This window comes from Micromonospora sp. NPDC049559 (assembly GCF_040676675.1).
Taxonomy (GTDB): Bacteria; Actinomycetota; Actinomycetes; order Mycobacteriales; family Micromonosporaceae; genus JBFAPK01.
Genome location: NZ_JBFAPK010000017.1, coordinates 123740 through 144556 on the forward strand (window position 1 = coordinate 123740; position 20817 = coordinate 144556).

Here is a 20817-nt window from a genome sequence, read left to right on the forward strand (position 1 = left end):
GCTACCGCCCCCCGACGCCCGCGAAGGCGGCGGCCGACCGCGCGTCGGCGGCGACGTAGTCGGCCACGCAGTCCGTCCCGACCTGCCCGTCCTCGCGTAGCACGCCCGGGAACCGGCCGGCGTTGTCGCGTACCGCCGCGCTGTCCGCGAGGTAGATGCCCCGGAACGCCTGGCCCAGGGCGTCGCCGCCGATCCCCGCCTCGCCGGCGGCCACCGCCGCCCGACCCGCCTGCCACGCGGCGTCGAGTTCGGCGCCCGTGCCGGAGAGGCCGTGCAACACCGGCTCCACCAGCTCGACGTCCATGTGCAGATACCCGCCCACCGTCATCCGCCGATCTCTTACCGGCGCCGTTCGGGCGCCAGTGGCGTCGCCGCCGGCGGTACCTGCCACAGTTCCTCGTCGAGCGGCTGCGGACCGGTCCCGTCCGGCTCCGCGTCGCGGTCGCGCCGCTCGCCACCCTGTCCCCGGGCCGCGCCGAACGGGTTCGGCGCGCCGAACAGGCCCGGTGCGCCCGGTGCCGTGCCGGCCCGGCCGCGCAGCTTCGGTGGTACGCCGGGCACCGCGCGCAGCGGGCGGGACCGCTGCCCGCCCTCGCGGTCGCCGCGAGCGCCGGCCCTCAGGGCGCCACCGGTGCCGGCCCCGAGCGGCGGCACCATCATCGGCGGTACGGCGCCCCGGCCGATCCCGCCGCCCGTCGTGCCGGCGGTGCCGCCGGGCACGGCCGGCGGCTCGGGTGGTGCCGTGGCGGCGGCGAGCGGGGTGGCCGCCACGACGGGGCGCCCGGCCTGGGGGATCCGGGCGGCCCCGCCGGCCGCCGTCGCGCCGACGACCGCGCCGGGAACCGGCCGTCCCGCCCCGCCGGTCCGGGCGCCCGCACCGCCGAGCGCCGGTACGAGCGGCGCCACCCCCGGTACGACCGGCGGCGGCACCGGGGCGGGCGGCGGGATCGGCGACAGCCCGACCGGCGGTACGACCGGGGCGGGGGCCGCGCCGCCGGCCAGGGACGGTGCGCCGCCGCCACCCGTACCGGCCGCCGCCGCCGATCCGCCCGCACCGCCGCTCGCCCCGGTGCTCGCCCCGGTGGCCGCCCCGGTGGCCGCGCTCGGAGCACCGCCGGCGCCCGCCGCCCCGGCGGTACCGTCGGCGGCGGCCGTGGTGGCGGCGGCCGCGCCCCCGGCGCCGGCTCCGGCCGGACCGTCCCACGCGGTACCGGCCGGAGCGCCGGCGACCTGCTGCGCGGTCTGCGCGAAAGCCTGGTCGAGCTGCTGGAGCAGTTGGCGTGCCTGGGCGACCAGGGCCTGCAGCCGCGCCACGAGCTGCGCGACCTGCTCGGCGACGGCCGCGGTGGCCGGCGTGCCGGAGAGGGCGGCGAGCTGCGCCACCAGCGCGTCGAAGTCCGCCTTCACCCGCCGGACCTCGTCGACCGTCGTGTCGACCTGACCGGCCAGCGTGGTCAGCGCCGGACCGATCCGGGCCGCGGCCAGCGCCTGCTCCCAGGTCTGCACCGACGCCGCGCTGCGGCGCAGGCGCTGGGCGTACTGGTCGCCGGCCTCGTCCTGCCACTGCGGCGCGACCTCGCCGGCCTTCGCGGCGAGCAGCTCGGCCGCGCCCCGCAGGCCGGCCTGGATCGCCTCCCACCCGGCCTGGCTGCCCACCAGCTGGTCCCGGTGCGTCAGCTGCGCCTCGGACCTGCGGTACAGCTCGTCCATCTCCTGGACCAGGGGACCGATGTCCACCATCGCCTCGCTCCTCTCCGCCGGTGCCGGCTGCTCGTCCTAGTGGCCGGCCGGCGGCGCCGCGGCCAGCGCGGCTCGCACCGCCGCCCGTCCCGTGCCGTCCGCGCCGACGTAGTCCGTGGCGCTGCCCCGGGCGATCGAGGCGTAGGCCCCGATGCCCTGCTCGATCTCGGTACAGAACGCGGTGAACCGGTCGGCCGCCTCGGTCACGGCGGCGTTGAGCCGCTGGCAGCCCGGCAGCGGATCACCGCAGTCGCGCGCGCCGGCCCGTACCTCGGCGGCCCCGGCCTTCGCCGCCTCGACGGCGGACGGGTCGAGCTGGTCGGCGAACCGGTGGAGAAAACCGGTCTCGCCGTAAATCAAGCCAGTTGGCGCCATCATGTCCCTCCCACGACTCGGTGCGGTCACCGCGAGCCAACCACCGGGCCGACCCGCCCCGGGGCCACGCGACCGGAACCGGCCACCACCCACCCCGCCCCGTCCCCGTCGATCTAGGGCAAATCCGCGTTAGTGGATCTCCAATCACCGCGATTTGCCCTAGATCGACGGGGCGGTCGGTGGGGGCCCGCTCAGTCGGCGGGCGGGAGCCAGGCGAGTTGCAGCAGCTGGGGCGCCCGCCCCCGGGCCACCAGGTGCCCTCGGCCGGCGGGCAGCGCCTCGGGCTTGAGGCCGCCGAGCAGCGGGCCCTCGTTCCGGTCCCCGGACAGCAGCAGACCGGGCGAGCCGACGTCGCGCAGCCGGGCCAGGAACGGCTCGAAGAGCCCGCGACCCGCCCCGCCGGTACGCCGGGTCAGCACCACGTGCAGCCCGAGTTCGCGGCCCTGCGGCAGGTAGTCGAGCAGCGGTTGCAGCGGGTTGTCCAGCGGGCTCACCACCAGGTCGTAGTCGTCCACCAGCACGAAGAGTTCGGGCCCGCGCCACCAGTCGCGCCGGCGCAGCTGCTCCGGGGTGACGTCGGGGCCGGGCAGCCGCTCGGCCATCCCCCGGGCCGCCTCCGAGATCAGCCGCCGGGTGCTGACCGAGTCGGTACCGTGGCCCAGCAGGTGCGAGGCCGCCACGTCGCCGAGCAGCCCCCGGCGGTGGTCGACCAGCAGGATCCGCGCCTGCCGCGGGGCGTAGCCGTCGGTGATCCGGCGGGCCAGCACCCGGAGGAACCCGGTCTTGCCGGACTGGGCGTCGCCCAGCAGCAGGAAGTGCGGGTCGGCCGCGAAGTCGAGCCGTACCGGTGCCAGGTCCTGCTCCGCGATGCCGACGCAGAGCCGCAACCCGCGCCCGGCCGCATTCCCGGCGGCCGGCTCCCCGGCGGCCGGCTCCCCGGCGGCGGGCCCGTCCGTCGCCGGCAGTTCCGCGTACGGCACGGTCGCCGGGAGCAGCCGCACCTGTGGGGCGGGTTCGCCCGGCCAGGCGGCGGCGACCTGGCGTACCAGCTCGGCGCTGGCGCTGCGCAGCTCGCGGTCGGACTCCACCCCGTCGATGCGGGGCAGCGCCATCAGCATCTGGTGCCGCGTGGCGGTGATGCCGCGCCCCGGCGAGCCGGCCGGCACCGTCAGCGCCGCCGCGCGGTCGACGGTCGAGTCGATCGGGTCGCCGAGCCGCAGCTCCACCTTGCTGCCGAACAGGTCCCGTACGGCCGGTCGCAGGTCGAACCAGCGGGCACAGGCCGCGATCACGTGCACGCCGTACGCGAGACCCCGTACGGCGAGGTCGCAGACCGTCTCCTCGACGCTCTCGAAGTCCTTGCGCAGCGTCTGCCACCCGTCCACGACCAGGAAGACGTCGCCGTACGGGTCGTCGGGGAACTCGCCCCGGGCCCGGGCGGCCCGGTACGCGGCGATCCCGTCCACGTCGTGTTCGGCGAACCACCGCTCCCGCTCGGCCAGTACGCCGGCGACCTGCGCCACCGTGCGTCGGACGGCGCCCGCGTTCTGCCGCCCGGCCACCCCGCCCACGTGCGGCAGCCCGCGCAGCGCGGCGAGCGCGCCGCCGCCGAAGTCGAGACAGTAGAACTGCGCCTCGCGCGGGGTGTGGGTGAGCGCGAGGCTGGTCACGACGGTGCGCAGCGCCGTGCTCCGGCCGCTGCGTGGGCCGCCCATCACGAGCAGGTGACCGGCCGCGGCGGACAGGTCGAACTCCAGCCGGTCGCGCCGCTGCTCGAACGGCCGGTCGACGACGCCGACCACCGCCCGCAGCCGTCCGGTCAACTCCTCCCGCGCGCTGCGCAGGCCGCGCCGCGGGTCCGGCTCCAGCGGACCGAGCAGACCGTCCAGCGTGGACGGCTCGGCGAGCGGCGGCAGCCACACCTGGTGCGCCGGGGTGCCGCGACCGGCCAGCCGGTCCACCAGGATGTCCAGCAGGCTCTCCGTACCGGCCTCGTCGTCGCCCTCGGCGGGTGCGCTCGCGGGCGCGGCGGTGACGGCCGGCGGGACGTATTCGGTGGTGTACTCCATCAGCTCGACCGCGTCCGGACCGGCGGACGCGCCCTCCGCCCGGGGGCGGCGGTGCGCGCCGGAGACGTACGCGGAACGGAACCGCACCAGCGGCTCGGTGCCGTACCGGAGGAAGCCGTGCCCGGGCGCGCGGGGCAGCTCGAACGCGTCGGTGGCCCCGAGCACGGTGCGACTCTCGATCGCCGAGAAGGTACGCAGCCCGATCCGGTACGAGAGGTGCCCGTCCAGGCCGCGCAACCGCCCCTCCTCCAGCCGCTGGCTGGCCAGGAGCAGGTGTACGCCGAGCGACCGGCCGACCCGTCCGATCTTGACGAACGTGTCGATGAAGTCGGGCTTCGCCGAGAGCAGTTCGCTGAACTCGTCGCAGACCACGAGCAGCGTCGGTATCTCGGGCAGCGGCGCGCCGGCCGCGCGGGCCCGTTCGTAGTCCCGCAGCGACGAGAAGTTCCCCGCCGCCCGCAGCAGCTCCTGGCGCCGGATCAACTCGCCGTCGAGCGCGTCGGTCATCCGGTCGACCAGGGGCAGCTCGTCGGCGAGGTTGGTGATCACCGCGCTGGTGTGCGGCAGGGCGTCGAGCCGGGTGAAGGTCGCGCCGCCCTTGAAGTCGATCAGCGCGAAGTTCAGCGAGTTCGGCGGGTGCGTCACCGCGAGGGCCAGCACCAGCGTACGCAGCAGTTCGCTCTTGCCGGACCCGGTCGCGCCGATCAGCAGACCGTGCGGACCCATGCCGTCCTGCGCCGACTCCTTGAGGTCCACCTCGACGCAGGCCCCGTCCGGTTGCACGCCGAACATGACCCGCAGCCGGTCCCGACCCGGTCGCGGCGCCCACGTCCGGACCGGGTCGAAGGCGTACGGGTCGCCGAGGTCCAGCAGCTCGGCCAGGCCCAGGTCGTGGCTGAACGCCTGGTCCCCGCGCGCGGCGGTGGCCAGCCGCAGCGGCGCCAGCTGCCGGGCGAGCGCCTCCGCGGCGGTGGCGTCGAGCGCGTCGGCCCGGCCGAGTTCCGTGCTCCCGTCGACCGTGGTGGCCGCGAGCGCGCCGTCGGCGCCGACGTCGAGCACCAGCGCGGACCGCTCCGGCGCGCGCGGCGGCGGGGTGCTCAGGTCGAGCACGGTGACGCCCTCCACGCCGCCGCCGGTCATCAGGTGGTCGGACCCGGCCACCCGGCCGCCGTCGAGCACCACCACCAGCTGCGGTCCGGCGCCCCGCCGGCCGTCCGGGTCGAACCGGGGGCGCGTCGCGAGCAGGTCCTCCAGCATCGCTTCGACGCCGGGCAGGCTCGGCGCGACCAGCCGCAGCGGTCCGGCCGCGTCGCTCTTCTCCGGGTGCAGCGCGTGCGGCAGCCACTTGACCCAGTCCCAGGCGGCCAGCTCCGCCGGACCGGCGCAGACGGCGACGCGTACGTCCTCCGGGGCGTGCAGGGCGGCCAACTGCGCCAGCATCGCCCGTACCAGCCCGACCGTCGCCTCGCGTTCGCCCCGCAGGTACAGCCGGCAGAAACCGGTCAGCGCCACGGCCAGCGGCAGGCCGGGCACCTCGCGGTAGGTCCGGAGGAACCGGCGTAGCGCCAGCGCGGAGAGCGGCTCCAACTGCTCCAGCGGCCTGGTCTCCGGCGCCACCAGACCGATCGCCGGGCTCTGCGGCCCCAGCCCGATCCTGGTCACCCCGAAGTCGGCGTCGTCGACCCGGCGCTCCCACAGCCGGTGGCTGGCCGCCAGGGACCAGAGCGAGGCCGGCTCGGGGTGCAGGTACAGCAGCGCCTCCCGCTGCCGGCCCACGGCGCGCAGCAGCCGTACCCGGTGCTGGGCGAGTCCGCGCAGGTAGAGGCGGCGCGCGTGCGCCATCTCCTGCCGGCCCGCGCCGCCGCCGCGCAGGACGGCGACCAGCACCATGGCCAGTACCGCGACTCCGAAGAGACCGAAGACCACCAGCCGTACCGTCGACGCCATCGACCCCGAGAAGGTCAGCAGCATCGCCGCCATGATGGCGATCATCGGCAGCACGGTGAGCGCCTGGGTCCACTGCCGACCCGCCGGTACCGGTATCTCCGGCGGCGCCTCCAGCACCAGCTCGCCGGAGGGCATCTCCGGCGCCGGTCTGCGCGCCGGCCGCCGTACCACCACAGTCGCCACGCCGTTCCTCCTCGCTGCTCCGGGCGGGCCCGCCGCGACACGCCCTGGATGCCGCCGATCCTCGTGCCGCCGGGCACCCGGGCGGGGCGGGCTGGCAGGAAGGTGACGACGCCGGTCACGGCCGCGCCCGCCTGGTTACCTTCGGTCCGTCCCTCGCCCGTCGGGGGGACAGCCGACGACCAACGGCGCGAACCGCGCGGGAAGGAGAGGGTCCATGGCGACCGGAGACCAGCTGCACGGCGTAACGGAGACGCTCGAACGGGCCGCCGCCATGGCGGGCACGGTCTCGGGCAACATCGAGGGGCACCGGGCCGCCCTGCGACCCACGGTGGACGCCCTGAAGGGCCAGTGGGAGGGCACCGCGCGACCCGCCTTCGACCAGGCCCACGAGCAGTGGGAACTCGGGATGACCCGGCTCGTCACGGCCCTGAACAGCCTGGGGGAGAACACCCGGTTCTCGTCCAACGCGTACCTGGCGGCCGACGAGAACGCCGCGTCCGGCCTGAACGCGGCACAGGGCCACAGCCCGTTCGGCGGCGCCCTGCTGGGCTGAGCGCCCGGGCCGATCGGAGTCGACCGAAGGAGAGGTACGAAACATGCTGATCAGAGGCAACTTCAGCCAGCTCGACGGCCTGGCCGACCAGATCGTGAACACGGTCGCGCGGGTGCAGCAGGAGATGGACACCTGGCAGAGCACGTCCGGTGCCACCTCGGCGGACTGGCTCGACGGCGCGGGCGGCGAGTTCGAGGAGATCAGCCGCGCGTGGCAGCAGGTGTCGAGCGCGCAGCAGGCGATGCTGGAGGCGCTGCGCGGCGGCGTACAGACGGCCAACAGCGAGCTGCAGCAGGCGCTCGCCTCGGCGATCGCCCGGGTCGGTAGCACCTCGATCTGACCGACGCGACCCACCAACGGGGCGGGAACCGCCATCGGCGGTTCCCGCCCCGTCCGCGTGGTTGCCTGAGCCAACTGGTTATCCCCGTCGCCCCGTCGCACGTGGGTGTGCTTGATGCGGTGGAGCCAGCCGGCAGCGGTGTCAGCGGCGGTCTGCACTTCTCTGGCCGGCGGGTGGAGATGCAAGAATCAGCGTCGATGGCCAACAGCGGTGCGCCCACTGCGGGATCACGTGATGACGTGCTTGCCCGCCTTGCCCGCTTGCGGCTGCACCAGCGCGACGGGCGCCGCTCCCCACACAAACCCTTGCTGGTGCTGCTGTCGTTGGGCCGGCTCACGACGACGGGTTCCAGCGCGTTGCCGTGGAGCGAGGCACAGGTCGTGCTGGGCGACTTGGTCGCCGAGTTCGGCCCGGCATCGAGGACCAGTCGGGTCCAGAGCGCCGCATACCCGTTCACCCGGCTACGGTCCGATGGGATCTGGGTCCTCGACCGTGACGTACCGATGGACACCGTCGGCCCGCTCACCACACGGGCGGTCACCGGCCGGCTCACCCGCGAAATCGAGACGGCCTTGGCGGATGACCCAGAACTGCTCGCCTCGGCTGCTCGCGCACTAGTCGACAGCCACTTTCCCGACACGATCGCCCCGGACGTGCTGAGCGCGGTCGGGCTGGATCCCGACACGATCCGGCGTGCCGCAGACGTCGTGCCGGATCCGTCCGCCGCGACCAAGCGACGCCGTGATCCGCAATGGCGGGAGATGATCATTCAGGCGTGGGATCGGCAGTGCGCCTTCTGCGGGTTCGACGGCCAGATCCTCGGGGCCACGGTGGGTATCGACGCCGCCCACGTGCGCTGGTTCGCCCTCGACGGCCCCGATGACCCGGACAACGGGCTGGCCCTGTGCGCCCTGCACCACAAGTTGTTCGACCGAGGAGTCCTTGGCGTGGACCTCGACCTGCGTGTCCATGTCTCGGCCATCTACAGTGCGCGGACGAGCGCGGGGCGTGCCCTCTATGACCTGCACGGCGCTACGTTGCGGGCGCGTCCCGGTACCGCGATGCCCGCCGGCCGGCATCTGAAGTGGCATCGCCAGTGGGTTTTCAAGGGACGACCGCTGGTTGTATAGCGACGACAAGCTCCTGATAGCGCACGATTTGGCGGATGCCTCGGTCCCAGCGCTCCTCCTGGCATCTCGGGGTTCTGCTTCGTGTCGAGCGTGGCGAAGCCGCCCTCGATGCCCGACATCTCCCGTTGTCCGCAACGCGCCGGGTGCGTGCGAGAGCAGCAGCTATCGCTCCGAGGCGGGCGGCGGCAGGAGGAAGACCTGATCCGGCGGTGCGGCCACCGCGGGCTGTTCCGGCAGCGGCGCCGCCCGGCGTACCCGCCAGCGTGAGCGCCGGCCGCGACCCAGCACCAGCGCGGCGACCAGGGCGAACGCCGCGGCTCCCGCGGCGCCGGCCAGCATCGGCCGGGCGGTGTCGCCGGTCCGGTCCCGCCACGCGGCCAGCCTGGCCCGCTCGGGGTCCACCCGGGCCGGGGCCAGCGCGGGCGGCGGGGAGGGGGTCGCGTCCACCAGCCCGTCGGTCACCGCCCGGTACGGGTCGACCAGGCCGGCGCCGTAGGCGGTGCTGCCCCGCCCGCCGGGCATCGGGGTGGCGGTGGCGAGGATCCGCTCGGCCACCGCGTCGGCCGAGAGCCGCGGCCAGGCCGCGCGCACCAGGGCGGCGGTGGCGGAGACGAACGGCGCGGCGAAGCTGGTGCCCTGCCAGTACTGGTGCCCGCCGGCGCGGCTGGCGCCGAGCACGCCGGCGCCCGGCGCGACCAGGTCGACGTACGGGCCGATCTGCGAGCCGGCGAGCCGGGTACCGGTCTGGTCGACGGCGCCGACCCCCAGCACCCCCTCGTAGCTCGCCGGGTAGGACGGCTGGACGGCCAGGCCCTGTTGGCGGTTGCCGACGGCGGCTACCACCAGCGCGTCCTTGGCGCGGGCGTGCGCCACGGCGGCGCGTACGTCCCGATTGTCGAGCGGGCCGGCGAGCGACAGGTTGATCACCTTCGCGCCCCGGTCCGCGGCGTAGCGGATGCCCCGGGCGAGCACGGCGGGGTCGACCGCCTGCGCTCCGCCGCCGTCGGTGAGGTCGCGCTCGCTGACCCGTACCGGCAGGATCCTCGCGCCCGGGGCGAGCCCGGCGAAGCCGACGCCCTCGGTGGGGGCCGCCGCGACGATGCTGGCCACGGCGGTCCCGTGCGACACGCAGTCGAAGTCGCCGGGCAGGTCGCCGACGAGGTGGAAGTCCTCGCCGCGCAGCACCCTGCCGCGCAGTTGGGGGTGGTCGGCGTCGACACCGGAGTCGACGACCGCGACGAGCACGCCGGCACCGGTGCTGTGCGGCCAGACCGCCTTCGGGTCGAGCAGTTGCTGCGCCCAGGGTTGCGCGGTGACCGGGGGGCGCGCGGGTTCGGGGTTGGTGCAGGCCCCGCGCGGGGGTGCGGCCGACGCGGGGCCTGCGGGCATGAGTACGGCGGCGCCGGCCGCGAGTGCCGCCACCACGACCGTGCTGCCGATGGTTCGCATCGCCGCTCATCGTCCCGCCGGCCGGGCTGTCGTGGGCGACGCTGACACCAACCGGCCAGCCGTGGCGCTTACGCGGTTCTGCTAGAAATAACAGCGCTGTTGTTTCTGCTATTCGGGAGGGGCGTCCGCGCATGGTGGAGTTGTATCCGCCGATCGAGCCGTACGACCACGGCCGGCTCGACGTCGGTGACGGGAACCTCGTCTACTGGGAGACCTGCGGCAACCCGGACGGCAAGCCCGCCGTCGTGCTGCACGGCGGGCCGGGCTCCGGCTGCACCCCGGGCTGGCGGCGCTACTTCGACCCCGCGGCGTACCGGGTCGTCCTCTTCGACCAGCGCGGCTGCGGGCGGAGCACCCCGCACGTCAGCGACCCGGCCGTCGACCTGGCCACCAACACCACCCACCACCTCGTCGCCGACGTCGAGCGGCTGCGCGAGCGGCTCGGCATCGAGCGGTGGCTGGTCTTCGGCGGGTCCTGGGGGAGCACGCTCGGCCTGGCGTACGCCGAGCGCCATCCGGAGCGGGTCTCGGAGATCATCCTGTTCAGCATCGCGCTCTCCACCCGCCGCGACGTCGAGTGGATCACGCGTGCCGTCGGACGGATCTTTCCCGCGCAGTGGGCCCGCTTCCGCGACGGCGTACCGGCCGGCGAGCGCGACGGCAGCCTGGTCGACGCGTACGCCCGGCTGCTGCACGATCCCGACCCGGCGGTACGGGACCGGGCGGCGCGGGACTGGTGCGCCTGGGAGGACTCGCACGTCGCCATCCGGGCGGACCACCGCCCCGACCCGAGATACGACGATCCCGTCTTCCGGATGGCCTTCGCCCGGCTGGTGACCCACTACTGGCGGCACGCCGCCTGGCTGGAGGAGGACGTCCTGGTACGCAAGGCCGCGCGGCTCGCCGGCATCCCGGGCGTACTGGTGCACGGCCGGCTCGACGTGAGCAGCCCGCCGGACAGCGCCTGGCGGCTGGCCCAGGAGTGGCCCGAGGCGGAGCTGATCCTGGTCGACGAGGCCGGCCACGGCGCGGGCTATCCCGGCCAGGCCGAGGCGCTGCTCGCCGCCACCGCCCGCTTCGCCGCGCGGTGAGCCGCGCGGGCGGCCGGGCCGAGGAGCCCCGGCGGGCCGCCCCGGCGGCGGGACCGTCGCGGTGACGGACCCGCTGCCCACCGTCACCGCGCTCGCGCGTACACAGACAGGTGGTACGTACAAGCACACCCGGCGCGATGATTGGCGTGGGATATCTCACCCCGACACGGTGACGGCATACGCGGATTCTTCGCGACCGGCAGTGTATGGGGAATGAACTCGTACGGCGATCCGACTTCTCCGCACGGCCGGGCACCCTTCCCGGACCCGTACGGCGGTCCCGGGCCCGCGGCCGGCGACTCGTTCCAGCGTCCCGACCCGGACGCCGGCTGGCCCGGCGACGGCTCGGGCGCTGCCCGGGCGGCGGGCCACAGCGGGCGGGCCTCCGTCGGCAAGGCGTCCCCGGTGAACCCGGCCGCGGCGGGGGCCGGCCGGTCCTCCGTGGGCTCCGCCTCCGTGGGCTCCGCCTCCGTGGGCTCTGCCTCCGTGGGCTCCGCCTCTGTCGGTTCGGCCTCGGCCGGGCGGGCGCGGGTCGGCGCACCGGCGGGGTCCGGCAGTTTCGGGCCGGGCGGTGACGCGGCGGGTACCGCCCGCCCCGCGGGCCGCGCAAGCGCCGGCCGGGCCTCGGTCGGTCGCGTGGCCGGCGGCGGCGCGGTGGGCGCCGCCGGTCGGGCCACCGTCGGGCGGGCCGGGGTCGCCCCGGTCCCACCGGGCGGTCCCGGAGGTCCCGGCGGAAACGGGCCCGGCGGTCCGGGCGGCAATGGTCCCGGCGGTCCGGGCGGTCACGGGCCCGGTGGGCGGCGTGGCGGGGACGGAAACGATCCGGACGCGAGGGCCAAGGCCAAGCGGCGGAAGCGCCTCAACTGGATCGTCGCGTCGTTCGCGGTCCTCGTCATGGTGCTCGGCGGTGGCGTGGTGGGCTTCACCTACTACACGACCACGGTCCCGACGCCGCAGGACATCACCCTGGCGTCGGCCACCACCATCCTCTACAACAACGGCCAGCAGATGGCCAAGCTGGGCGACCAGAACCGCGAGCTGGTCACGATCAGGCAGATCCCGCTCTACGTGCAGCGCGAGGTCGCCTCGGCCGAGGACCGGAAGTTCTACGAGCACTCCGGGGTCGACTACGCCGGCATCGTCCGCGCGGCCTTCAACAACTTCACGGGCGGCAGCAAGCAGGGCGCCTCGACGATCACCCAGCAGTACGCGCGCAACGCGTACGCGAACCTCCAGGGCGACACCTACGCCCGGAAGGTGCGCGAGGCGGTGCTCGCCTCCAAGCTGAACGACAAGTTCAGCAAGGACCAGATCATGGAGCACTACCTCAACACGATCTTCTTCGGTCGCGGGGCGTACGGCATCCAAGCGGCGGCGCAGGCGTACTTCGGCAAGTCCGTCGACAAGCTGACCGTGGCCGAGGGCGCGGTGCTCGCCGGGGTGATCAAGCAGCCGCTGCCGGACGCGAGCACTGGCCACCTGGGCTTCGACCCCGCCAAGAACCCCACCGCGGCGAAGGAGCGGTGGGACTACGTCATCCAAGGGATGATCGACAAGAAGTGGCTGTCCCCGGCCGAGCGGCCGACGGAGTACCCCAAGACGGTCCCGGTCTCGGACAAGTGCGCGATCGACTGCGGCGTCAACTCGCCCCAGGGCAACGTGGTGAACTACGTGAAGGAAGAGATGGCGCAGATGGGGATCTGCACCGCCGCCGAGGATCCGAACTCGACGAAGCAGACCTGCTCGCAGGCGCTGCGCGACGGCGGGTACAAGATCACCACGACCATCGACAAGAAGATGCAGGAAGCCGCGGTGGCGACGGCCCAGCGCGCCAGCAAGGGCTCGCTGCTCAACAAGCAGCCGCCGAACCTGATGGCCGCCGTGGTGTCGGTGGACCCGAACAACGGCCGGGTGCTCGCCTACTACGGCGGCGACAACGGCACGGGTACCGACTACGCCGGCAAGAACATCGAGAACGGCGTGGTGACGGGCGGCCATCCGCCGGGTTCGACGTTCAAGGTCTACACCCTCGCGGCCGGGCTCAAGGCCGGGAAGTCGCTGGACTCGCACTGGGACGCCACGCCGTTCAAGATCCCGGGTACCGAGATCAACGTGCAGAACGCGGGACGTAACCCCGGCAAGAACGTCTCGCTGGAGGACGCCACCCTCCAGTCCTACAACGTGCCGTTCTACTACCTGACCAAGGACATCGGCACGGACAAGGTCATCGACATGGCGAAGGCCGCCGGCATCACCACCATGTGGACGACCAACACCAACCCGGCCAAGCCGTACGACCTGGCGGACAAGTCCGGGGCGGAGCTGACGCCCAGCCCCTTCTTCACCGGCATCACCGGCTACGGCCAGTACCCGATCACCGTGCTCGACCACGCCAACGGCATGGCCACCTTCGCCGCCCGGGGGGTCTACAACAAGGCCCACTTCGTCCTGCTGGTGGAGCAGAAGAACAAGGTGACCGGCCAGTGGGAGAAGGTCAACGGCGAGCAGCGCGCGCCGAAGCAGGCCGTGCCCCGGGAGGTCGCCGACAACGTCACCCTGGTGTTGAAGAAGTACCCGAAGGTGGTCGACCACGAGTTGGCCAGCGACCGCCCGGCGGCCGAGAAGACCGGTACCTGGGAGCTCAACGAGACCAGCAAGGACAACGCGCACGCCTGGATGGTCGGTTACACGCCACAGCTCGCGACGGCGGTCTGGGTGGGCAACGTCAATGGGAACAAGGCGTTGCGCGAGACGGACGGCACCAAGATCAGCGGATCCGGCCTGCCGGGCGACATCTTCGAGCGGTACATGGACGCGGCGCTCAAGGGGAAGAAGGTCGACCAGTTCCCCGAGGGGGTGCAGAAGATCGGCGACCCGAACTCGGGTAACGGCACCCCCCCGCCCGCGCCCCCGTCGGACTCCGGTTGCTTCGACCCGTTCCACATCTTCTGCCAGAACCAGAACCAGAACCAGGGCCGCGGCCGACAGAACCCCGACCGGCAGAACCCCGACCAGCAGAACCCCGACCAGCAAAACCCGAACCAGCTGCCCGGCGAGGGCGACGGCGGTGTGGGCGGCGGGGTACTACCGACGTCGCCGACCAACCGGAGGAACTGAACGCCGGACGGACTCAACACCGGAGCGCGACGAGGCGGAGCCGTCTCGTCGCGCTCCGGCCGTCGTTTCGAAGGTCGCGTCAGGACGTGGCCTGCGGCGCCGGGGCCGGCTCGGCCACCACCACCCGGGTACGGCGGCGGGAGAGCTGTGCGTCCAGCGACCACGGACCGGGGCCCAGCACCGCGATCAGCAGGAACGACCAGCAGAAGAGGGCCGCCGGCTCGCCGCCGTTGGTGAGGGGCAGCAGCCCGCCCGGCTGGTGGACGACGAAGTACGCGTACGCCATCGAGCCGGAGCAGACCAGGGCGGCGGCCCGGGTGCTCAGCCCGACCAGGACCAGCGCCCCGCCGATCAGCTGGATCAAGGCGGCCCACCAGCCGGGCCAGGTGCCGACCGGGATCGCCTCGCCGGTACCGCGATTGCCGCCCAGTATTCCGAAGAGGGATGCCGCGCCGTGCGTGGCGAACAACAGTCCGAGTACGACTCGGAAGCCAGTGGTGACGAGTGGGGACAGTCGGGCGCTGTTCATGACACGCTCCTCGTGGTCAGCAGACAGAAACTTCTCCTGATCCCCACGGCGCGGACAGCTTATCGACAGCTATCGATTCAAGTCAATGAGATCCTCCGGCCGACCGAGGGTGGGTGGCCCGGTCGGCAATCCGCCGGTTCTGTACCATGACGTCGGCCGATCGCAGTAAATGCGCCTTTTGCCAGGCAGTGTCCCTCCACCGCCCTTGAGACGAGTAAGACTAGATGGCCCCTCGCACGCGTGTTCGTACCATCCGACGGCAGTTGCTCACGCTGGTCGTCATCCCGCTCGTCTCCCTCGTCGCCGTCTGGGGCTTCGCCACCTACGTGACCGTCGGCGACGGTCTCCGCCTGCTCAACCAGGGCAGTCTGGTCACCGCGGTGGCCACGCCGGCCGAGGAGATCCTCGGCGCGCTCCAGGGGGAGCGGCGGGCCTCGGTGGTCTTCCTGGTCGCGCCGACCGGGCCGAACCGGGCCACCCTCATCGCCGACCGGGCGCTGGTCGACCAGAAGATCACAACGTACCGGACCGTCCTGGCGCGCGCCGACGTCCGGCGCATCACGCCCGACCACGTGATGGCCCTGGCGCGCGGGCAGTTGGCGGCGCTGGACCGGCTGCCCACGCTCCGCTCCGATGTGGACGGCCGGCGGATCGCTACCGCCGCGGTGCTGGACCGCTTCCGTGACCTGGCCGATCCGGCCACACCGCTCTACTCGGCGGTCTCCAGCTTCCCGGACGCCGAGGTCTCCGCCGAGGGGCGCGCGTTGCAGCGGCTCGCGCACGCCCGCGAACTGCGGGCCCGGGTGGACGCGATCCTCGCCGGGGTGCTGGCCGCCGGCGACAGCTTCACCCGGGAGAGCTACCGGCAGTTCGTACAGGCCCTCGCGGTGATGCGGGCCGAGTACCACGAGGCGTACGTGCAGCTCGCCGACCCGTACCGGCGGGAACTGGACGCCCTCCTCGCCAGGGAGCCGTACGTCTCGCTGGCCCGGATGGAGGACGCGGCCGTGGCGACCGGCGGCAGCGGGCGGATCCCCGTGGACGCCGAGCAGTGGCGCGACGCGAACAGCGCGGCGCTCGCCGAGCTCGCCGGCTTCCACGCGCGGCTGGGGGGCCTGGTCGAGCGACACGCCAAGTCCCCGGCGTACCTCCTCTTCGCCCGGGCCCTCGGCATCGGCCTGCTCGGCCTGATCGCGGTGGTCGTCTCGGTCGTCATCTCGCTGCGGATCGGCCGGCGGCTGGCCGACCGCCTGAGCGAGCTCAGCTCGTCGGCCCACGCCCTGGCCGACACGCAGCTCCCGGCCGTCGTGGCGCGGCTGCGCCGGGGCGAGCGGGTGGACGTCGACGCCGAGGCCCCGGTGCTGCACGAGGGGCGCGACGAGATCGGCGAGGTCGGCGACGCCTTCAACTCGGTACGCCGTACCGCGATCAGCAGCGCGGTCGAGCAGGCGGAGCTGCGGGCCGGGATCCAGAACGCCTTCTCCAACATCGCCCGCCGCAGCCAGACGCTGGTGAAGAAGCAGCTCAGCCTCCTGGACGTGATGGAGCACAAGACGGTCAACCCGGACGAGCTGGCCGACCTGTTCAAGGTGGACCACCTGGCCACCCGGATGCGCCGGTACGCCGAAAACCTGCTGATCCTCGGCGGCGAGCGGGCGGGCCGCAGCTGGGGCGACTCGGTGCCGATGCAGGACGTACTGCGCGGCGCCGCCTCCGAGGCGGAACAGTACGAGCGGGTCCGGGTGCTGCCCGTGCCGTCCGTGGCGCTCGCCGGCGTGGCCGTCTCCGACGTGATCCACCTGCTCGCCGAGCTGATCGACAACGCCGCCACCTACTCGCCGCCGCACACCACCGTGCAGGTGATCGGCCAGCAGGTGGCGCACGGCTTCGTCATCGAGGTCGAGGACCGCGGCCTCGGCATGTCGGAACCGAGCCTGGAGGCCGCCAACCGGTGGCTTTCCGCGTCGCCCGAGTTCAACGTCCTGGCGCTGAGCGAGAGCCCACGGATCGGCATGTTCGTGGTGGCCCGCATCGCCGCCCGGCACGACATCCGCGTGACGCTGCGCCACTCCGCGTACGGGGGGCTCACGGCCATCGTGCTGCTCCCGCCGCGGCTGGTCACCGACGTGGAGGAGACGCCCGCCGGTGACGCCACGCCTCCCGGCCCGCCTGCCCAGGTGCCGCCCACGCGGGGCCGGGAGGCGACGGCCGGACGGGCCGTCGACACGGCGGCCGGACGGGGCCGGGAGGCATCGGCCGGGAGGCGTGCCGAGGCGACGGACGGACGGGCGGAGGCTGGCGACGAGACCGTGACCCTGCCGGTGTACCAGCCGGTACCGGCCGGCGCGCCCGTGCTGTCGGGCGGCCCGGCAGCCCGGGACGGCGTGGCGGCCCCGTCGGGCGGCCCGGCTGCCGGGGGCGCCGCGGGGGCTTCGGCGGGCGGCGACCAGCCGCGCCGGACCGAGCAGGGACTACCGGTACGGGTCCGGCAGGCCGGGCTGGCGCCGGGGCTGCGCGGACCCCGGCCGGATCCGGGGGAGTTCACCCGGTCGCTCCCGCCCCGACCGCCCGAGGAGGTACGCCGGATGATGAGCGCCTACCAGCACGGCACCCTCCGTGGCCGACAGGCGAGCGCGGAGGCCGCCGAGGCGTCGTCCACAATAGACAACGCTAACGCGGCGGCTGCCGATCATGGCGGCGGTGAGGAGACCAGATGAGCCAGCATACGAATACTGCCGGCGACCTGAACTGGTTGCTGGAGGATCTGGTGCGGCGGGTGACGGACGTCCGGCACGCCGTGCTGCTCTCCGCGGACGGGCTGCTGGTGGCGTCGTCGGCCGGGATCGGGCGGGACGACGCCGAGAACCTCTCCGCCGTGGCCTCGGGATTCCACAGTCTCGCCCGGGGCGCGGGGCGGCACTTCGACGGCGGCACCGTACGCCAGACCGTGGTGGAGTTGGACACCGGCTTCCTCTTCGTCACCGCCGCCGGGTACGGGTCGAACCTCGCGGTGGTCGCCGCCGCGGCCTGCGACGTGGGGCAGGTGGCGTTCGAGATGAACCTGCTCATCCAGCGCGTCGGGCAGTACCTGGCGACCCCGGCCCGCTCGCCGCTGCAGCGGATGCCCGATGCCGCGGTGGACCGGATGTTCCGTTCGGAGAGCGCCTGATGCCGGGCCACGCCGCCATGGGTCGCGCCGCCACGGGCCACGCCGCCACGGGTCGCGCCGCCACGGGCCACGCCGCCATGGGTCGCGCCGCCACGGGTCGCGCCGGGTGGCCGAGCCCGACGGCGGCGGGGCGCTGACCGTGGAGCACGGATGAGACGACCCAGGCGGCCCGAGCCGAACGAGCGGCTGGTCCGGCCGTACGCCCTGACGCACGGGCGGACCCGCGCGTCGGCCGACTTCGACCTGATCAGCCTCGTCGTGGCGATCCGGGAACTGGCCCGGGACGAGCCCTGGGAGCCGGAACACCGGACGATCCTGGCGCTGGCCCAGCACCCGATCTCGGTGGCGGAGATCGCCGCGCGCGCCCGGATTCCGGCCGGTGTGGTGCGCGTACTCCTGGACGACCTGCGGACCCGGGGCGCGCTGATCGTGCGTACCCGGGCCACGGAGACCTCGACACCAAACCTCACGACCCTGAAGGCGGTGGCCGATGGCCTACGCGCACTCTGAGGGCCCGCCGGGCGACGACCCGGTCATGCCCGAAATCCCGATGGCGTTCAAGATCCTGATCGCGGGCGGCTTCGGCGTCGGCAAGACCACGCTGGTGACGTCGATCAGCGAGGTCGAGCCGCTGCGCACCGAAGAACTGATCACGGCCGAGAGCGTCGGCGTCGACGATCTGTCCGGAGTGGAGAGCAAGGACACCACCACCGTCGCGCTGGACTTCGGCCGCATCACCATCGACCAGCGGCTGATCCTCTATCTCTTCGGTACGCCCGGCCAGGACCGCTTTTGGTTCGTCTGGGACGAACTGTCGGTCGGGGCGCTCGGCGCCGTGGTGCTGGTCGACACCCGGCGGCTGGAGAGCAGCTTCCCGTCCGTGGACTACTTCGAGAAGCGCGGCATCCCCTTCGTGGTGGGCGCGAACTGTTTCGACGGTGCCCGCCGGTACGAGCCGCAGGACATCCGCGCCGCGCTCGACCTCGACGCCGACGTGCCGGTACTCCTCTGCGACGTGCGGCATCGAGAATCCACAAAGGAGGTGCTGATCGCGCTGGTCGAGGAAGTGGTGCGCCGGATGAACCAGGGGTAGCGGAACCTCCGCCGCCGGTGCCCTCCCGCAAGATCCGAGGCGGTACTACTGTTTGCCCCATGTCCGCCGATCCGTCCACCCCGATCCCGGTCACCGATCGCCTGGTCATCGACTTCGATCACTACAGCCCGGAGTACCGGGACAACTGGCCGGCCATCTGCGACGAGAACCTGGCGAAGTGCCCGGTCGCCCACTCCCCGCACCACGGGGGCTTCTGGGTGGTCTCCGACTACGTCAGCGTCACCCGTGTCATGCGCGACGACACCGCCTTCGCCTCGATCCACCACGCGGAGGACCCCGACACGGAACGGCCGGACGACGGTACGCCGCGGTGGCCCGTGGCCCGGGTCGCCACCGAGTTCGACCCGCCGCTGCACAGCCGGTACCGGCGGCTGCTCAACCCGTACTTCGCGCCGACCGCCGCCGACGAGCTCGAACCCTTCGTACGCCAGACCGTCGACGCGCTGCTGGACCGGGTCTGCGCCAGCGGCCGGATCGACTTCGTCCGCGACCTGGGCAACCCGGTCCCGATGCTCGCCGTCATGAAGCTGGTCGGCCTGCCGCTGGAACACTGGCAGCGGTACGCCGAGCCGCTGCACGGGCTGCTCGCGTTCCCGACCGGCGGGGCCGAGCACCGGCGCTGCGTGGCGGCGGTCGAGCAACTCGGTGTCGAGCTGCGGGCGCTCGTACCGGCGCGGCGCGAGCAACCCGGCGAGGGACTGCTCGGCGCGCTGGCCCGGGCCACCGTCGAGGACCGCCGGCTGACCGACGACGAGGTGGCGCAGGTCGCGCTGCTCGTGCTCCAGGGCGGGGTGGACCCCACCACCGCCCTGCTCGGCAACGCGCTCGCCTGGCTCGCGGAGCACCCGGACCAGCGGCAGCGCCTGATCGACCGGCCGCCGCTGCTGGAGCACGCCACCGAGGAGTTCCTGCGCGCCTTCACCCCGGTACCGGCGCTGGCGCGTACCGCCACCGCCGACGTCCGGCTCGCCGGGCAGCAGCTGCGGGCCGGGGACCGGGTGCTGATGTCCTTCGCCGCGGCGAACCGCGACCCGGACGTCTTTCCGGACCCCGGCGAGGTCAAGCTGGACCGGGCCCCCAACCCGCACACCAGCTTCGGGCTCGGCCTGCACCGCTGCATCGGCTCCAACCTGGCCCGATCCTGGTTCCGGCTGATGCTCGGCCGGGTGCTGGAGCGGATGCCGGACTACACGGTCGACCGCGCGGCGGCGCGACGGTACGAGTCGATCGGGATCGTCAACGGCTTCGTCGACCTGCCCGCCACCTTCACGCCCAGCGAACCCGTCGGCGCCTCGCTGCCCGGGTAACTTCCACCCGTACAATCCCTCGCGCGGTGATCGCCCGGCTTCGGAAGGATGTGCGGCATGGTGACCTCTTGGCCGGTACGGGCGGGCGGACTGCTGGCCGTCGCCGTGCTGCTGCTCGGCGGCTGCTCCACCCCGGCCGGTCGGCTCAGGGTGCTGGCCGGGGCCGCCGGCGGGCCGGGCACCGAGCTGCTCCAGGTGAACCCGTACGACGCCGCGGGCGCGGCGGCCGGCATCAAGGTGGTCCTCGAAGCGACCGGCAACTGCCAGTCCTCGAACAGCGACGCCAGCAACCGCAACGCCTTCCGCTGCTTCATCGACCAGACCGACCCGAGCGGCGGCAACATCGAGGACCCGTGCTTCGCCCCGCCCTCCGACGCCGGTGACGGATCGCTGCTCTGCCTCACCGACCCGCAGGCCCACAGCGCCGTACGGGTCATCCCCAGCCAGCGCCCGCAGCCCTCGGCCATCGCCAACGCGGACCCCTGGTACCTCCAGCTGGAGGACGGAACCCTCTGCGCACTGGCCGACGGCGCCACGGACGAGCTGGACGGCATGCGGCTCAACTACTCCTGCGTGGACGACAGCTACCTCTACGGCGACCCGGACCGGGGCACGCCGATCTGGACCATCGCCCGCAAGACGGACGCGACGCCGCTCGGCCCGGCCCGGATCGCCCGCGCCTGGCGCTGACCCGCCGCGCCCCC

General features: G+C 73.7%; 17 protein-coding genes. 11 read left to right on the plus strand and 6 right to left on the minus strand.

The genetic code is table 11. The annotated features are described in order from the left end of the window. Position 1 precedes the first annotated feature (1 nt). The 4 genes from AB0J86_RS19805 to eccCa form a co-directional block, all read right to left on the minus strand. On the minus strand, positions 2-328 hold the full coding sequence (locus AB0J86_RS19805; protein WP_363859016.1) for a hypothetical protein: 327 nt from the start codon (positions 326-328) through the stop codon (positions 2-4). An 11-nt stretch (positions 329-339) separates the two neighbouring features. Further along, entirely contained in the window at positions 340-1740 is a 1401-nt protein-coding gene (locus AB0J86_RS19810) for a hypothetical protein (protein ID WP_363859017.1), read from the minus strand. A 36-nt stretch (positions 1741-1776) separates the two neighbouring features. Then, positions 1777-2118 (minus strand): hypothetical protein, encoded by a 342-nt coding sequence (locus tag AB0J86_RS19815; protein ID WP_363859018.1) that lies wholly within the window; start codon positions 2116-2118, stop codon positions 1777-1779. A 188-nt stretch (positions 2119-2306) separates the two neighbouring features. Next, the gene (gene eccCa / locus AB0J86_RS19820; RefSeq protein ID WP_363859019.1) at positions 2307-6314 is read right to left on the minus strand and encodes a type VII secretion protein EccCa; all 4008 of its coding nucleotides are present in this window, start codon (positions 6312-6314) and stop codon (positions 2307-2309) included. A gap of 214 nt (positions 6315-6528) precedes the next feature. Between eccCa and AB0J86_RS19825 the strand changes: the two genes are divergently transcribed. From AB0J86_RS19825 to AB0J86_RS19835, 3 genes are all read left to right on the plus strand, one after another. Beyond that, complete coding sequence (locus AB0J86_RS19825) at positions 6529-6867, plus strand: WXG100 family type VII secretion target (protein ID WP_363859020.1); 339 nt, start codon at positions 6529-6531, stop codon at positions 6865-6867. Positions 6868-6910: 43 nt separating this feature from the next. Beyond that, positions 6911-7207, plus strand: a complete 297-nt coding sequence (locus AB0J86_RS19830; RefSeq protein WP_363859021.1) for a hypothetical protein — start codon at positions 6911-6913, stop codon at positions 7205-7207. Positions 7208-7404: 197 nt separating this feature from the next. After that, entirely contained in the window at positions 7405-8337 is a 933-nt protein-coding gene (locus AB0J86_RS19835; RefSeq protein ID WP_363859044.1) for a phosphorothioated DNA-binding restriction endonuclease, read from the plus strand. Between the two features lie 162 nt (positions 8338-8499). Here AB0J86_RS19835 and mycP read toward each other — a convergent pair whose 3' ends face one another. After that, positions 8500-9786, minus strand: coding sequence for a type VII secretion-associated serine protease mycosin (gene mycP, locus AB0J86_RS19840; protein WP_363859022.1), 1287 nt, complete (start codon positions 9784-9786; stop codon positions 8500-8502). Positions 9787-9917: 131 nt separating this feature from the next. On the opposite strand from mycP, the gene pip reads away from it, so the two are divergent. Further along, positions 9918-10877 (plus strand): prolyl aminopeptidase, encoded by a 960-nt coding sequence (gene pip, locus AB0J86_RS19845; protein ID WP_363859023.1) that lies wholly within the window; start codon positions 9918-9920, stop codon positions 10875-10877. Between the two features lie 894 nt (positions 10878-11771). Continuing rightward, entirely contained in the window at positions 11772-13994 is a 2223-nt protein-coding gene (locus tag AB0J86_RS19850) for a transglycosylase domain-containing protein (protein WP_363859024.1), read from the plus strand. A gap of 79 nt (positions 13995-14073) precedes the next feature. Here AB0J86_RS19850 and AB0J86_RS19855 read toward each other — a convergent pair whose 3' ends face one another. Beyond that, positions 14074-14523, minus strand: a complete 450-nt coding sequence (locus AB0J86_RS19855) for a DoxX family protein (RefSeq protein WP_363859025.1) — start codon at positions 14521-14523, stop codon at positions 14074-14076. Positions 14524-14786: 263 nt separating this feature from the next. On the opposite strand from AB0J86_RS19855, the gene AB0J86_RS19860 reads away from it, so the two are divergent. From AB0J86_RS19860 to AB0J86_RS19885, 6 genes are all read left to right on the plus strand, one after another. Then, positions 14787-17240, plus strand: a complete 2454-nt coding sequence (locus AB0J86_RS19860) for a nitrate- and nitrite sensing domain-containing protein (RefSeq protein WP_363859026.1) — start codon at positions 14787-14789, stop codon at positions 17238-17240. Next, positions 17237-17692: a roadblock/LC7 domain-containing protein gene (locus AB0J86_RS19865; protein ID WP_363859027.1), complete on the plus strand. Its 456-nt coding sequence runs from the start codon at positions 17237-17239 to the stop codon at positions 17690-17692. Before AB0J86_RS19860 ends, AB0J86_RS19865 begins: the two co-directional genes overlap by 4 nt. A 150-nt stretch (positions 17693-17842) precedes the next feature. Beyond that, the gene (locus AB0J86_RS19870; protein ID WP_363859028.1) at positions 17843-18202 is read left to right on the plus strand and encodes a DUF742 domain-containing protein; all 360 of its coding nucleotides are present in this window, start codon (positions 17843-17845) and stop codon (positions 18200-18202) included. 25 nt (positions 18203-18227) lie between these two features. Further along, complete coding sequence (locus tag AB0J86_RS19875) at positions 18228-18785, plus strand: ATP/GTP-binding protein (protein WP_363859029.1); 558 nt, start codon at positions 18228-18230, stop codon at positions 18783-18785. A 59-nt stretch (positions 18786-18844) separates the two neighbouring features. Then, positions 18845-20113, plus strand: coding sequence for a cytochrome P450 (locus AB0J86_RS19880; protein WP_363859030.1), 1269 nt, complete (start codon positions 18845-18847; stop codon positions 20111-20113). A 57-nt stretch (positions 20114-20170) separates the two neighbouring features. Next, a complete protein-coding gene (locus AB0J86_RS19885) occupies positions 20171-20803 on the plus strand; it encodes a hypothetical protein (protein ID WP_363859031.1) in 633 nt (210 codons plus the stop codon). The last annotated feature ends 14 nt before the right edge of the window (positions 20804-20817 follow it).

Bases quoted from the DNA above. Each gene is read 5' to 3' on its own strand.
- AB0J86_RS19805 (WP_363859016.1), bottom strand. From the start codon at position 328: ATGACGGTGGGCGGGTATCTGCACATGGACGTCGAGCTGGTGGAGCCG.
- AB0J86_RS19810 (WP_363859017.1), bottom strand. From the start codon at position 1,740: ATGGTGGACATCGGTCCCCTGGTCCAGGAGATGGACGAGCTGTACCGC.
- AB0J86_RS19815 (WP_363859018.1), bottom strand. From the start codon at position 2,118: ATGATGGCGCCAACTGGCTTGATTTACGGCGAGACCGGTTTTCTCCAC.
- AB0J86_RS19825 (WP_363859020.1), top strand. From the start codon at position 6,529: ATGGCGACCGGAGACCAGCTGCACGGCGTAACGGAGACGCTCGAACGG.
- AB0J86_RS19830 (WP_363859021.1), top strand. From the start codon at position 6,911: ATGCTGATCAGAGGCAACTTCAGCCAGCTCGACGGCCTGGCCGACCAG.
- AB0J86_RS19835 (WP_363859044.1), top strand. From the start codon at position 7,405: ATGGCCAACAGCGGTGCGCCCACTGCGGGATCACGTGATGACGTGCTT.
- mycP (WP_363859022.1), bottom strand. From the start codon at position 9,786: ATGCGAACCATCGGCAGCACGGTCGTGGTGGCGGCACTCGCGGCCGGC.
- pip (WP_363859023.1), top strand. From the start codon at position 9,918: ATGGTGGAGTTGTATCCGCCGATCGAGCCGTACGACCACGGCCGGCTC.
- AB0J86_RS19850 (WP_363859024.1), top strand. From the start codon at position 11,772: ATGGTGCTCGGCGGTGGCGTGGTGGGCTTCACCTACTACACGACCACG.
- AB0J86_RS19855 (WP_363859025.1), bottom strand. From the start codon at position 14,523: ATGAACAGCGCCCGACTGTCCCCACTCGTCACCACTGGCTTCCGAGTC.
- AB0J86_RS19865 (WP_363859027.1), top strand. From the start codon at position 17,237: ATGAGCCAGCATACGAATACTGCCGGCGACCTGAACTGGTTGCTGGAG.
- AB0J86_RS19870 (WP_363859028.1), top strand. From the start codon at position 17,843: ATGAGACGACCCAGGCGGCCCGAGCCGAACGAGCGGCTGGTCCGGCCG.
- AB0J86_RS19875 (WP_363859029.1), top strand. From the start codon at position 18,228: ATGCCCGAAATCCCGATGGCGTTCAAGATCCTGATCGCGGGCGGCTTC.
- AB0J86_RS19880 (WP_363859030.1), top strand. From the start codon at position 18,845: ATGTCCGCCGATCCGTCCACCCCGATCCCGGTCACCGATCGCCTGGTC.
- AB0J86_RS19885 (WP_363859031.1), top strand. From the start codon at position 20,171: ATGGTGACCTCTTGGCCGGTACGGGCGGGCGGACTGCTGGCCGTCGCC.